Annotated in this window: 16 protein-coding genes; 1 reads left to right on the top strand and 15 read right to left on the bottom strand. The window is 31.9% G+C overall.

Annotated features, from left to right (window positions below):
* Positions 1 to 122: 122 nt before the first annotated feature.
* Positions 123 to 800: a helix-hairpin-helix domain-containing protein gene (locus JJD95_RS10295; RefSeq protein WP_291642931.1), complete on the bottom strand. Its 678-nt coding sequence runs from the start codon at positions 798 to 800 to the stop codon at positions 123 to 125.
* 138 nt (positions 801 to 938) lie between these two features.
* On the opposite strand from JJD95_RS10295, the gene JJD95_RS10300 reads away from it, so the two are divergent.
* A complete protein-coding gene (locus JJD95_RS10300; protein WP_291642932.1) occupies positions 939 to 2216 on the top strand; it encodes a D-alanyl-D-alanine carboxypeptidase family protein in 1278 nt (425 codons plus the stop codon).
* Between the two features lie 58 nt (positions 2217 to 2274).
* On the opposite strand, the gene JJD95_RS10305 is transcribed toward JJD95_RS10300, so the two are convergent.
* From JJD95_RS10305 to JJD95_RS10370, 14 genes are all read right to left on the bottom strand, one after another.
* A complete protein-coding gene (locus tag JJD95_RS10305; RefSeq protein ID WP_291642933.1) occupies positions 2275 to 3207 on the bottom strand; it encodes an RluA family pseudouridine synthase in 933 nt (310 codons plus the stop codon).
* A 74-nt stretch (positions 3208 to 3281) separates the two neighbouring features.
* Positions 3282 to 3662 carry a RidA family protein gene (locus JJD95_RS10310; protein ID WP_291642934.1) on the bottom strand — a complete coding sequence of 127 codons (381 nt, stop codon included), beginning with the start codon at positions 3660 to 3662 and terminating at the stop codon, positions 3282 to 3284.
* Positions 3663 to 3688: 26 nt separating this feature from the next.
* Positions 3689 to 4963 (bottom strand): LCP family protein, encoded by a 1275-nt coding sequence (locus JJD95_RS10315; RefSeq protein WP_291642935.1) that lies wholly within the window; start codon positions 4961 to 4963, stop codon positions 3689 to 3691.
* A gap of 4 nt (positions 4964 to 4967) precedes the next feature.
* Complete coding sequence (yqeK, locus tag JJD95_RS10320) at positions 4968 to 5540, bottom strand: bis(5'-nucleosyl)-tetraphosphatase (symmetrical) YqeK (protein ID WP_291642936.1); 573 nt, start codon at positions 5538 to 5540, stop codon at positions 4968 to 4970.
* Between the two features lie 53 nt (positions 5541 to 5593).
* Positions 5594 to 6196: a nicotinate-nucleotide adenylyltransferase gene (gene nadD, locus JJD95_RS10325; protein WP_291642969.1), complete on the bottom strand. Its 603-nt coding sequence runs from the start codon at positions 6194 to 6196 to the stop codon at positions 5594 to 5596.
* 92 nt (positions 6197 to 6288) lie between these two features.
* The gene (yhbY, locus tag JJD95_RS10330; RefSeq protein WP_291642937.1) at positions 6289 to 6579 is read right to left on the bottom strand and encodes a ribosome assembly RNA-binding protein YhbY; all 291 of its coding nucleotides are present in this window, start codon (positions 6577 to 6579) and stop codon (positions 6289 to 6291) included.
* A 52-nt stretch (positions 6580 to 6631) separates the two neighbouring features.
* On the bottom strand, positions 6632 to 7915 hold the full coding sequence (gene obgE / locus JJD95_RS10335; protein ID WP_291642938.1) for a GTPase ObgE: 1284 nt from the start codon (positions 7913 to 7915) through the stop codon (positions 6632 to 6634).
* 69 nt (positions 7916 to 7984) lie between these two features.
* Complete coding sequence (locus JJD95_RS10340) at positions 7985 to 8521, bottom strand: Spo0B domain-containing protein (RefSeq protein ID WP_291642939.1); 537 nt, start codon at positions 8519 to 8521, stop codon at positions 7985 to 7987.
* Between the two features lie 53 nt (positions 8522 to 8574).
* Complete coding sequence (rpmA, locus tag JJD95_RS10345) at positions 8575 to 8877, bottom strand: 50S ribosomal protein L27 (protein ID WP_291642940.1); 303 nt, start codon at positions 8875 to 8877, stop codon at positions 8575 to 8577.
* Between the two features lie 4 nt (positions 8878 to 8881).
* A complete protein-coding gene (locus tag JJD95_RS10350; RefSeq protein ID WP_291642941.1) occupies positions 8882 to 9214 on the bottom strand; it encodes a ribosomal-processing cysteine protease Prp in 333 nt (110 codons plus the stop codon).
* Positions 9215 to 9216: 2 nt separating this feature from the next.
* A complete protein-coding gene (rplU, locus tag JJD95_RS10355; RefSeq protein WP_291642942.1) occupies positions 9217 to 9528 on the bottom strand; it encodes a 50S ribosomal protein L21 in 312 nt (103 codons plus the stop codon).
* Between the two features lie 145 nt (positions 9529 to 9673).
* On the bottom strand, positions 9674 to 11116 hold the full coding sequence (locus JJD95_RS10360; RefSeq protein ID WP_291642943.1) for a ribonuclease E/G: 1443 nt from the start codon (positions 11114 to 11116) through the stop codon (positions 9674 to 9676).
* Positions 11117 to 11136: 20 nt separating this feature from the next.
* The gene (locus tag JJD95_RS10365; RefSeq protein ID WP_291642944.1) at positions 11137 to 11844 is read right to left on the bottom strand and encodes a TIGR03936 family radical SAM-associated protein; all 708 of its coding nucleotides are present in this window, start codon (positions 11842 to 11844) and stop codon (positions 11137 to 11139) included.
* The gene (locus JJD95_RS10370; protein WP_291642945.1) at positions 11828 to 13681 is read right to left on the bottom strand and encodes a TIGR03960 family B12-binding radical SAM protein; all 1854 of its coding nucleotides are present in this window, start codon (positions 13679 to 13681) and stop codon (positions 11828 to 11830) included. Before JJD95_RS10370 ends, JJD95_RS10365 begins: the two co-directional genes overlap by 17 nt.
* Between the last annotated feature and the right edge of the window lie 92 nt (positions 13682 to 13773).

A 13773-nucleotide genomic window follows, 5' to 3' on the forward strand; every position in this document is an offset into this window, starting at 1 on the left:
ATTGTGCCCCACCTACCTTTCCAATATTATCATAACATTTGATCTGTGGTGTTGTCCAGAGGCATTTAAGAAAAAGTTTTTCGAAAAAAACTTATAGCCCTTGATATACAAGGGCTATATTTTTATGCTTCAGGTCTGATAAATTTGCTCAAGGTCTTTTCTCCAATACCTCCAGCTTTCATTAATTCTTCTACAGACTTAAATCCTCCATTTTCTTCTCTATATTTAATTATAGCGTCAGCTTTAACATCTCCTATACCTGTAAGTGTCATTAATTCTTCTTTTTCTGCAGTGTTAATATTTACAATATCACTTTTATCAGGAGCACTTGAAGCATTAGCACTCCCGGTATCACTCTCACCACTGCTTTTAAAATTTTGAATTTTAACCTCCTGTCCCTTTCTATAAATAACAACACAGTCCTCATCATTTAGTTTTGTAGAAAGATTAGTTGCATCAAGTTCTGCGTCAATAGTAGTCCCTCCTGCTAGTTTTATAAGATCATTTACTCTACTTCCTTTTTCTATTTCATAGACCCCAGGAACTTTTACAGCGCCCTTTATATCCACCTTAATATTAATATCTTCTACCATAGCAGATTCACTCAATAAAGCTCCCGTGGGTTCTTTCTTTACTGATTCCTGCTTCGCTGTACTTTTATCAGTTTCTACAAATATATCCTCATAATCTTTAGCCGTGACATTTTCTTTTGGACTCGACATTGTATATCCAGCTATTATAAAAACAATGCTTATGCACAAAATTACTATTGAACCAATTATTTTCTCTTTATTTTTCATAGTTCCTCCTCTTTAGCCTAAGTTACACGTTGCTTTAATTTACCTTATATATAAAATTATTGACAACTTTTCATAAATACTGTCGCTAAGAAAAGTTTTTTTTGCTATAATGTAAATATTAATGACTGGAGGTAATCTATGAGGAAAATAAACACAATTATACTTTTGTCGATTCTTATAATCTTTAACATAGCACCGGCAGCTAAAGCACAAGTAAATCCGAAAGCGGTATCTGCTGATAGTGTTGTTTTAATGGATGCCACTACCGGTAAAATACTTTATGAAAAAAATAAGGATTCTGCATACCCTCCGGCCTCCACGACTAAGATAATGACTATACTTCTAACCTTAGAAAAAACAAAATTAGATGATATAGTAACAGTAAGTAAAAATGCATCATTAGCTGACGGTTCAAAAATATATATACGCGAAGACGAAAAAATTTCCGTAAAAGAATTGTTATATGGACTAACATTAGCTTCAGCTAATGACTGCGCTATAGCCTTAGCAGAACATGTAAGTGGCTCCGTAGAAGAATTTGCAAAGCTTATGAATGAAAGAGCAAAATCCTTAGGCTGCAATAATACTAATTTTGTAAACCCCAACGGGTTATATGATGTTAATCATAAAACTTCAGCCTATGATTTATCTTTAATTATGCAGGAACTCACTAAGCATGACGTATACAAGGAGATAGCAATGACCTCTTCTTATCTAATGGCACCTACCAATAAATGCGAGGATAAACGTCCTCTTTGGAATGGTAATAGACTGATACAGAAGGGTGACGCATACTATTATGAAGATTGCATAGGTGGAAAAACTGGCTATACTGTTCAATCAAAACATTCTTATATCGCCGTAGCTACTAGAAACGGACAAAAGCTTATAGTTGCTCTTGTACATGACTCCCAAAAGACTTTTTTCAAAGACAGTAGAGACCTACTGGATTATGGATTTGATAATTATGAGCTCTATAAATATTTTAACAAAGGTGATGAAGTGTCAAATTTAACCTTGCAAGATGGTACAGTGCTTCCACTTCTTGCTTCAAAGGATTTGTATATTGTCAAAGCTAAAAATACAACTCCATCTCCAGTTGTAAAGCTTTCAGAAACGAATTCGGATAAATTATCTATTAAGAAAGGTGATGTCGTAAGTAATTCTACAATCACTTTTGATAAGGATTCATATAATTTAGATTTGTCTAGCGGGATAGATTATGCTAAAAAATCATCCCTTGGCAATATGTTTTCAAAGAATAATGCAAAAAAATCTTCCCTTTTACTAAACATAATGAAATATGTTATAGTTGCCTTAGTTGTATTCATAATTTTTATGAGAATAAGAAAAGCAAAAAGAAGAAGAAGAAGGAAATTAGATAGTTATATAAACAACTTTACTGATAGAAGATAATATTTTAAAAGCGTCAGATATACTAAATTAATAGTATGTACCTGACGCTTTTTTATATTTAACACTCTGCTTTTAATTTACTTATAAGTTTTTTCATGTCCTCTGGAAGTTCTGACTCAAGTATAAGCTGCTCACCTGTTCTTGGATGAGGGATAATTAATTTATAGGCATGAAGTGCCTGCCTATGGATATAACTTTCTTCACTGGTTCCATAAAGGCTATCTCCATAAATCGGATGACCAAGATGACTAAAATGAATACGAATTTGATGTGTCCGACCAGTTTCCAAAGTTGCTTTTACTAAATCTCCATTTTTATAAGACTCAATAACTTCATAGTGAGTTATACTTCTTTGTCCACCATCAAAAACTGCTCTATTTATACTTTCCTCGTCAGGTTTTCCAATAGGTAAATCAATAGTACCTGACTTGTTTTTCATATTTCCATGTACAATGGCCATATAACTTTTTTCAAAAGTTTTACCTTCCATATCATCAGCTTGCTTATGAATACTTTGCATGTCCCTAGCTAAGGCCATATGTGAAAATTGATTTTTTGCAATTATTATAAGCCCTGATGTATCCATGTCCAGTCTACTCACAAGTCTTACAATGCATTTTTCATTTCTTTCTTTAAAGTAATATGAGACTCCGTTGGCAAGAGTTCCAAATGGATATCCCTTAGTAGGATGAACCACTATACCAGGCTTCTTGTTTATAACAATAATATCCACGTCATCATATATCACATCTAGATCCATCTTCTCTGGCTCGATATTTTGATGCTCATTTTTCTTCATGTCAATTTCAATTTTATCACCTGTGCTTATTCTATGGTTTAACTTAGAAATTTTACCATTCACACTTATTTTCCCACTAATACCTGAGCTTTTCAAAAACCTGCTAGATAAATCCTCAGTGTACTTTAAATAATCTCTTAATTTAACTTCCTTTACATCCACCTTAACCATATACGTTAACTTATTTGTCATACTGCACCTCTTTTATAAAAAGCCTCGGGTAATTACCCGAGGCTAATAAAACTTGTTATTAAATAAAATTTATTTTAAGCTATAGCAATTACTTCTATTTCTACTAATGCGTCCTTAGGAAGTTTTGCTGCCTGAACACAAGACCTAGCTGGTGGGTTTTCACTAAAATATTGTGAGTACACTTCATTCATATCCGCAAAATCACTCATATCCTTTAAAAACACTAGTGTTTTCACTACCTTATTTAAGCTAGTACCCGCCTCTTCTAATATAGCTTTTACATTTTCTAAAGATTGTGCTGTTGCTTTTTTTATATCATTGTTTATAAATTCTCCAGTAGCAGAGTTTATTGGTAATTGACCTGAAGTATATAGTAACTCCCCTACCTTTACCGCTTGAGAATATGGACCTATAGCTGCTGGTGCTTTACTTGTACTTATGATATGTTTTTCCATTTTTACTCCTCCTTATGATTAATGCATTAATGCATTAGTTCATGATCTTCGCCTAACAAAACTATTATATCAAACTCTCCCTCAATTGACGTTGAAATTTTAATATTATTTATCTTAAAATCATTTTTAAAATCATTTATTAGGTCTTTACTATTTTCATTTACAGAAACTATAGTTTCACTAGTAGCTTCACCATTCCCAATTACTACTTCGTTATATCCATTTTCTTTTAGATATTTTGAAAAATCGCTAGCCAGTCCTACTTTTTTAGTACCATTTAGTACTTTTATTTTAAGCTTAGACTTATCAATAGATTGTACACTACCATTTCTTAATTTAGCCATAATATCTTTATTTTTTTCTTCATCATATATATAATAGGATAGATTATCTATATATTTAGACTCACCTCCAATAGTATCCATAGATATATCATCACCATTCATAGTAGCAAATGTGGACCCATACTTAATTATATCATTTGCCCCCATATTAGTTTCTACATTCTTTTGAACAGCCGATAAAATACTTGGTATCTTAATTAGTATCATAGGGCTTTTTATTTTCTCCATGACTTTATTAATAAATTTCTGTTGATTTTTTATTCTGTCTATATCGCCCTCTGCAAAACCACTGCCGTCATTATTTTTTCTCCATCTGAAAAATTCTTCAGCTTTTTCACCATCCAAATGTACTGTTGTGCCTTTTTCAAACTTTATACTTAAATCTTGAGCACTGTCATCATAATCCATTGTTCTTTCTATATACATATCCACTCCACCAATGGCATCAATTACACTTCTAAAGCCTTCATAATTAATTTTCCCATAGTATTCAATTTGAATACCTAATAGTTCTTCTACAGAGGCAACAGCAAGCTCCACACCACCAAGAGCATGGGCTGCGTTAATTTTTTGATTTCTATTATTTATTTTAATTAAGGTATCTCTGGGAATAGAAATCAAATCAAGTTTTTGGCTTTCCGCATTATAATGTGCCAATATCATTGTATCCGTCCTCTTAGGATCGTTAGCACTTTTAGAATTTGGATCCCCTATATCTACGCCCATAACTAATATGTTGCAAGATTTTCCATCTTTAACAATTTCTTCTACGTCACTAGCTTCAATATTCCCAGTGGGATTTTTTTTAGTTAAATCTACTGAATTATTATTAAACCCTGATAAATAATAATAAATCCACATAAATGCTAATGCAACTATCGTCACCAAAGTTATAATAATGACTAGAGCAAATCTTTTATAATTAACTATTTTCTTTCGTTTTCTATCTTTTTTCATACTCTCACCTACTGTTTTTGCACAATAAATAATTTCTTGCGTCTACTGTGTCATTGTGCAATATTTTTTTTTGATTTATGACATATTTTATGGTGTTATCAAGCGACTGTATTACTGATGCATCTAAATCTCTCATGCTTAAACTTCTTAATTCCTCTACACCATCAAATTTTCTTAATGGCTCTGTATAATCTGCAATAAAAATTATCTTTTCTAAAATGCTCATGTTTTTTCTACCCGTAGTGTGGTAACAAATTGCATTTATAATATCCTCATCATGAATTCCCATTACTTCTCTAGCTATTATGCCGCCTACTATTCCATGCAATAACGATGGATTTTTAAGGTTCACTTCATCTAACTGGAGTTTATGATCTATAGCCACTTTTATAAGCTGTTCATCCTTCATATTCTTGCCACAGTCATGTACCAAGCCTGCAATTCTTGCACTATCTATATTTACTCCATATTTTATAGCCAGCTTAACTGCAGTTTCACTAACACTTAGACTATGTCTAAATCTAGTTTCTTTTAAATTTTCATGTAAATAATCGTACATTTCCACTTCACTCCACATTAAATACCCCCTATAACTTCTATTATACTTAAAATATTACGCATTTTCTACTATTATATATATAACTTAAGCTTATGGATAATTTCCTCCACACCTTCTGGCAAAAGATAATTAACATTTCTACCTTTTTTTATATTATCTCTAATATCGGTTGAAGATATATCTATGACTTTCAAATCCAAAAAAATTATTTTCGAATCAAACTTTTGTTCTATATGATGTTTCTGCACTAGCACTTCTTCCTTTGTAAACCCTGCTCTACTATAAACTATCATCTTACAATTATCAAATATTCTACTTACATTTTTCCAATTATCTAAATCCATTAAACTATCAGCACCAACTAAAAAGTACCACTCTACGCTGCTGTCCATCGAATTAAAAAGTTCAAGGGTTTCATAGGTATAACTATTTCCTTTTTTATTTATTTCATAATCACTTATTTCAAAGTGATTTTCTTTTTCTATTGCTTTTTTAACTAACTCATATCTAATTTTAGAATCTATAATTACCTTATTAGTTTTATGGGGTGGATTCCCCGCTGGCATAAATATAATCTTATCCAAATGTAAATTATATAATGCTTCATATGCAATATGAACATGACCTATATGAATCGGATCAAATGTTCCTCCAAAAATAGCTTTTTTCACTATAACACCCTCTTTATTTTATAATGACATCACAACCTATAATAACATATGTTTAAATTTTGAATAGAGGAAAAAGCATGTAAAATTACATGCTTTTATGGTAATTCAATTTTAGGCTTTTTAAAAGACCTTTTGTACAATACACATTTGCTACCAATAGTTTGAACTGCCTCAGCAGATACTGCCGCGCAAATTATGTCTGACGCTTCCCTTGCAGTTATTCCACTATTATTTAGAATCTTAATTTTAATGAGTTCTCTAGATTCTAGTGCATCCTCTAACTGTTTTAAGAAATTCTGTTCTATTCCAGCTTTCCCAACCTGAAATATAGGTTGTAATGGGTTTGCTAAAGTTCTTAAATAACTTCTTTGCTTACTTGTAATCATAATATCCTCCTAGTCACATTCTTATAAGGTAATAGTTTTAATCTATTACCTATTATAATAAGAATTCAAATTCAAACTTTTGTAGTCTTACTAAATCGCCATCTTGAATTCCTTTTGCAACTAATGCATCAAATACTCCCTTATTCTTTAGTACTTTATGGAAATATTTAAGGGAATCCGGTTCATTTATATTAACAGCATTTAATAGTCTATCAACAAAGGTTCCATCAACAACATAAGTTCCTTCGTGGTCTACTTCAATTGTGTATGTAAAATGTTTTTCTTCTACTATATATTTTTCATCATCCGCTATTACTAGTTCTGTAACTGGGATAGTGGTTAAAATTCTTGTTGCTTCTTTCATCAGTGCTTCCACGCCTTCATTTGTAACCGCACATATTTTGAATATCTTACTATCGTCATATCCCATTTCGTTTAATTTCTTCTTAAAGTTTTCAAAAACTTCATCATCATATAACATATCACTTTTATTAGCCGCTACAATTTGAGGTCTATCCCATAGTTTAATACTATATTTTCTAAGTTCTTCATTTATTTTTATAAAGTCCTCTACAGCATCTCTACCTTCAATTTGTGATATATCAACTACATGAATAAGCATTCTAGTCCTTTCAATATGCCTTAAAAATCCTATTCCAAGGCCTACTCCTTCGGCTGCTCCTTCAATTATTCCTGGTATATCAGCCATAACAAAACTCTGAGCGCCCTTAACACTTACTACTCCTAAATTTGGTTTTAAAGTAGTAAAATGATAATTAGCTATTTTAGGTCTTGCTTTAGATACTACTGAAAGCAATGTTGATTTACCAACATTCGGAAATCCTAAAAGTCCAACATCAGCTAAAAGCTTAAGTTCAAGCTTAATAAAACGTTCTTCTCCCGGCATTCCAGGCTCTGCGAAGTTTGGTGCTTGCCTTGTAGGTGTACAAAACTTAACATTTCCTTTTCCGCCATGTCCGCCTTTACAAATTACATAAGTTTGACCATCATGAGATAAATCGCACATTACTTTATTTGATTCTGCATCTCTTATAATTGTACCCATTGGAACTTTAACTAATAAATCTTCCCCACCTTTTCCATAACACTTAGATCCAGAACCTTGTATTCCAGCTTTTGCTATGAATCTCCTTGCATAAGAAAAATCCAGTAGTGTAGTCATACTAGCATCAACTACTAATATTACGCTTCCACCATTTCCACCATCTCCACCATCTGGTCCACCCAGTGGTATATATTTTTCTGTTCTAAATGAAACGGCTCCATTTCCACCATTTCCGGATTTTACAAAAATCTTAGCTGTATCAATAAACATATATTTCACCTTACCTTAGTTCAATTTCTATTTTGTTTTATTTTAATGAATTAACAAACGTTAGGTTCACTAAAATATTAATCTATAAGCTATATTATTACCAAAACCACATTTATAAATTCTCAAGTGATCTATTTCTACGTCTATTTGTTGCCATTCATCCATCCAACTTATTTCGTCAGACATCGCTACATTATTGGTAATAAGTAAACTTTCACCTAGTTCATCCTCAAATATATAAATATAAACAAAATTCTGGTTAGTTTCTTCTATTTCAATAAATATAGTGTTAACTAAATCACTTTTTTTATTATATTCAATTTCAAAGACTTTATTTTTAAAATTACTAATTTCAATATCCAATTCCACTTTTATTTCACTTGCCCATAACTTTTTAATATTACTTTCAAGGCATAGTGAAAATCCGTTGTCTTGTAATTTATAAATTTCACTAATCATCTCATTTTCTTTAGATAATCTCTCTATATATTCCAAAGCACCGTGCGGTCTCTTCATTTGCAAATATCCATATATGACCTGTAAATCATTCATAAAATCATGTCTCTGTTTTCTAAGTAAACTTATATAATTTTCTAATTCATTCATTACTATCCTCCGAAAGAGAATTTTAAAAAAGCACCCTTTAAGGGTGCCTTAAATTATTCAGCCATTAAAATTTCTACATCAACAGGATAAACGCTTGCTTTTTTCTTTAATCTACCCATTCTTTCAAATTTAACAACTCCATCAACTTTAGCGAAAAGAGTATCATCTCCACCTCTTCCAACGTTGTTGCCTGGGTGGATTTTTGTTCCTCTTTGCCTTACTAGAATATTGCCTGCAAGAACAAATTGTCCATCTGCACGTTTAGTTCCAAGTCTCTGAGAAGCACTGTCTCTACCGTTTCTTGAGCTACCTACTCCTTTTTTATGAGCAAATAACTGAAGGTTCATAACTAACATAGTATTACACCTCCTCTATTTCTACTTTTATATATTTAGCATAAGTAATTTCTATACTTTTAAGTCCAAGTATCATTGTTTCGAGTAAAACTTGACATCTTTCGATATCTATAGGAGTTTGATTTTCTAAATTTAAATTTAGAAATCCATCCTTTATATCATACACAACTTTAATTTTCAGAACTTCCTCAATACCAATTACTGTAGTTTGAGAAATTGCTGAAATGGCAGTACAAATTAAATCTACATCTAAATTGTCTTCCTTTGGCATGGCATGACCTTTTATTTTAAAAGAAACTATTTTACCATTGTTTCGAACAAATTCAACATTTACCATAATTAAGCTTCAATCTTCTCGATTTGAATCTTAGTATATGCTTGCCTGTGTCCTTGTTTCTTTCTATAGTCTAGTTTTCTCTTAAACTTGAAAACTACTATCTTTCTAGCTTTTCCTTGTGCTAATACCTTAGCAACAACTTTAGCTCCTTCAACTACAGGTTTTCCAACTACTAATCCATCTTCTTTGCCTACAGCAAGAATTTGGTCAAATTCAACAGTTGTTTCAACTTCAACATCCAATTTTTCAACGAATAAAACGTCTCCTTCTTGAACTCTGTATTGCTTTCCACCAGTATTTAAAACTGCGTACATAAAAATACACCTCCTTGATCCAGTCTCGCCATCCCAGGTACATACCTTATGTAAAATTCTACTAATATTAAGTATGTTTTATAACCTTGTGTGTGCGGTCTACAAAAGCCAGTTTAACACACACGCACATATTTGTAAAGTATATTTACCCATATATCTTATAGGTTTGCAAATTTCTTATTTGATTTGCAAAAATTAGCGATTCTACTTTAAAATTCTCTAAATGAGGGATAAAATTCACGTAAACACTATTGTCTAAAGCTCCTATTTGCCTCGCAAATTCTAAAATATTATCCATTATATCTTTTTTGTAAATTTCGTCGATCTCAATATATACATCTTTTAGTCCTTGCTCCTTGTATATTTTAAAAATTTCATTTTTAATTAAAAATTGCATATATGATAATTTCACCCTACTACTCTTTCCTCTGCAGTACTTGCAAGGCTCCTCAATAAATTCATATATGGACTTTCCACGCCTACGCCTTGCAATTTGCACCAAATTAAGCTGCGTAAAGGGATAAATTACAGTCTTATTTTTATCATCAGAAAATCCAGCTTCTAAAATACTGAGTACATTTTGCCTAACCTCTAGATCCTCAATATCAATAAAATCTATTATAATGATTCCACTTAAATTTCGAAGCCTTATTTGTCTTGCAATTTCTTCTGCGGCTTCTATATTAGTGCTTTGTGCAGTTTTTCTAAGTGAATGGCTCTTTACATTCTTACCAGAATTAACATCAATTACATACATCGCCTCGGTTTTATCAATTACGATATTACCTCCACACTTTAGTGAAATTCTATGGCTTCGAAGACTGAGTATTTCTTTTTCTATTCCATAATAATCAAAGAGCATTCTGCTTTCATCATGAAACTCAACTTTTACATCAATGTCTTCTCGACCCTGTGCAAATTTTCTCGCGTATTCAAAATCACTATCATTGTTAAGCACTATTTTGAAAGTATTTTTATCTAAAATATCACGGAGTGTTCTGTTTAATGCTCCAGCATCACTAAATAATAGCATAGGATTTCTAGAATATTCAGCTCGTTTTATAATATCTTTATATATTTCGTATAAGCCTTTAATTTCATTGTTTAGAACGTTAATATCTACCTCAAGGGCATTTGTCCTTATCATAACTCCAATGTCCTCTGGTTTATTTAATTCACGCTTCACCATATTTTCAAAATCTCTATTATTTATTTTCTTAGAAAAACTTATGTCTTTATTCATATTTACAACCACAGAATAAATTCCTGGAATACCGAAAGCACTGGTTACTTTCGCTCCCTTTTTATCTATTGCCTCTTTTAAAACTTCAACTATAAGTTCTTCACCTTTTTTTATCTTTGTATTATTAAACCTTTCATCAATATACATATAGCAATCTTTCTTGTGCCCAATATCTACAAAAGCACATTTAATCGCTGGAACAATATTTTTTACGATTGCCTTGTATATTTGTCCAGGAATAGGCCCACCGAGCTCTTCTTCTATGAAGCATTCCTTTAATTTATTATTCTCTTTTATAGCTATCCTCAAAAATTCATCTTGTCTTTCAATATATATTTCTTTCACTCTATCCTACTCCTATCACACTAAATTTTGAAAAATTCGCTAAGAGTGACTAATTTCTCATCCTTATATGCATACATTTCTTCCCGCTTTATATCAACGAAGGTATCTTTATCAATAGATTGTATATTATCTTTCATAAAATCAGCTAATAACGAAGAAGATAAATTTTTTCTACTCCCACAACAAACAAGTGCCGTTATACAAAGCACGAAGCTGTCTACCGCGAAATCAAATGTATGAACTAATGATTTTATGTCAACCATTTTTTCTGCAGTCTTAGTTTTCTTAACGATATTCCATTTATCAGTTTTACAAATATCCTTTAAAGTTTCTTTAACCTGTTCTTCATCAGTACATTTTAGCTTAATAGTATATTTAGCAGCATCAATAATTGCCATGGCTTGTGGTGGCTTCTTTTTCCCCTCAACGGGTATAACTTTTACTACATCTAAAATTTTAATCCCACATGGCGTATTTTTATTCATTTTATCTAAAATATATTTTTCTTCTAATTCATTATTTAACACTACATCCATGTACTCACCACTGGAATACGATCCTACAGATAATGGCTGCGCTATAGACACCGCCATGTGGGGATTAAAACCTTTTGAATATTCTACTGGAAGATCTGCTCTCTTAACTATCTTTTGCAAAGTTCTCATTAAATCTAAGTGAGAAATAAATTTAATTTCACCTTCTTTAGTATATTTAATTAGATAACGCACCTTTAAAACACGTCCCTTCTTTAAAATTAACTTTAATTCCGCAATCTGTGCAACCTAGTTTACAATTTTGAGTTAATTCTACGTTTTTCGCTTTTTCATTCTCCACAATTAAATACTCCTTATTCACTCCAATATCTATGAAATCCCAAGGAAGTATTTCTTCGTAACTTCTCTCTCTATAAGCATAGAATCCTCCAGAAACACCACATTCCTCCATAGCTTCCTGCCATACCTCAAAATTAAAATGCTCAGACCAACCATCGAATTTTGCACCCTTTTCAAAGGCCCTTATTATAACATCACAAACTCTTCTATCTCCTCTAGCAATAACTGCCTCTAGGTACGATACTAAAGACTCATGGTAGTTATAAGTAACCGCCTTACTTTTTATAGCGTATTTAACTGCTTTAATTTTTTCCACTACCTCGTCCATTGTGCTTTGCGGTGCCCATTGGAAAGGGGTAAATGGTTTTGGTACAAATATAGCAGAGCTTGTAGTAACTCTGAGGCCCCTTTTTCTAACCTCTTTAGGAATTTTAAAGTATTCACCTGCAACCTTATCTGATAACTCAGCTATTCCTCTTACATCTTCTAAAGTTTCATAAGGAAGTCCCACCATAAAATAAAGTTTTATAGTTGACCAACCTGAAGCAAAAACATTATTAGCAACTTCTAGGATTTTCTCCTCTGTAACACCCTTATTTATAATATCCCTCATTCTCTGACTTCCAGCCTCTGGTGCAAAAGTTAAACCAGTTTTTTTTATCTTTTGTATTTCCTTTATTAAATCTACTGAAAAAGAATCTATTCTAATGGAAGGCAAGGATACACCCACATTTTCGTCCTTATATTTTTCTATAAGTGTGACTACAAGGTTTTGTATATCTGAGTAATCACAAATACTAAGTGAGCTTAGTGATAATTCCCTATATCCTGTACTCTTTAATAATTTGTCTGCAGTCTCAACAAGATTTTTAGTGCTTTTTTCTCTTACTGGTCTATATATCATACCAGCTTGACAAAATCTACATCCATTGGTGCAACCTCTAAAAGTCTCAAGTATAACTCTATCATGTACTATCTCAACATATGGAACTATCATTTCCTCTGGGAAAGAAACCTTATCAAGGTCTACTACAAACCTTTTCGAAACCCTTTCAGGAACATCCTCGTATTTAGGTTTAAACTCACGAATAGTATTATCCTCGTTATAGGAAACCTCATATAATGAAGGCACATATATTCCTCTTATTTTAGTTATTTCTCTTAAAAACTCGCTTTTCTTACCCTTACCTATATATTTTTTATAAATATCTAACACATCATTTATTACTTCTTCACCTTCACCAATAACAAAAAAATCTACTATATCATGTAATGGTTCAGGATTATAAGCACATGGACCTCCTGCCATAATTATAGGTTCGTTCTCACCTCTTTGAGATGCTCTTATAGTTATACCAGACATATCTAGCATATTAAGTATATTAGTATAGCTCATCTCATATTGCAGTGTAAACCCTAAAAAATCAAATTCACTTAGTGAATCCTTGCTCTCTAGTGCATATAAATCTATATTATTTTCTCTCATTTGTTTTTCCATATCTGGCCAAGGGGCAAAAACCCTTTCACAGTAGGCATCGGTTCTAGAATTTATCACATGATAAAGTATTCTAGTGCCTAAATGTGACATACCCACTTCATACACATCCGGGAAACAAAAGGCATATCTTATATCAACACTTTCTTTATCTTTATAGCAACAATTAAGTTCTCCACCTATATATCTTCCAGGCTTTTCAACCTTAAATAAAATATCATCGGAAATTTTATTCATAAAAATTCCTCCTCGTTTTTTCTCTAGGATACATACTAGCTATTTCTTATATTACCCTAAGTTTATTACATTATATTATTTTAACACATGAA

The sequence above is a fragment of the Clostridium sp. genome (assembly GCF_016650035.1).
Classification (GTDB): Bacteria; Bacillota; Clostridia; order Clostridiales; family Clostridiaceae; genus Clostridium_AD.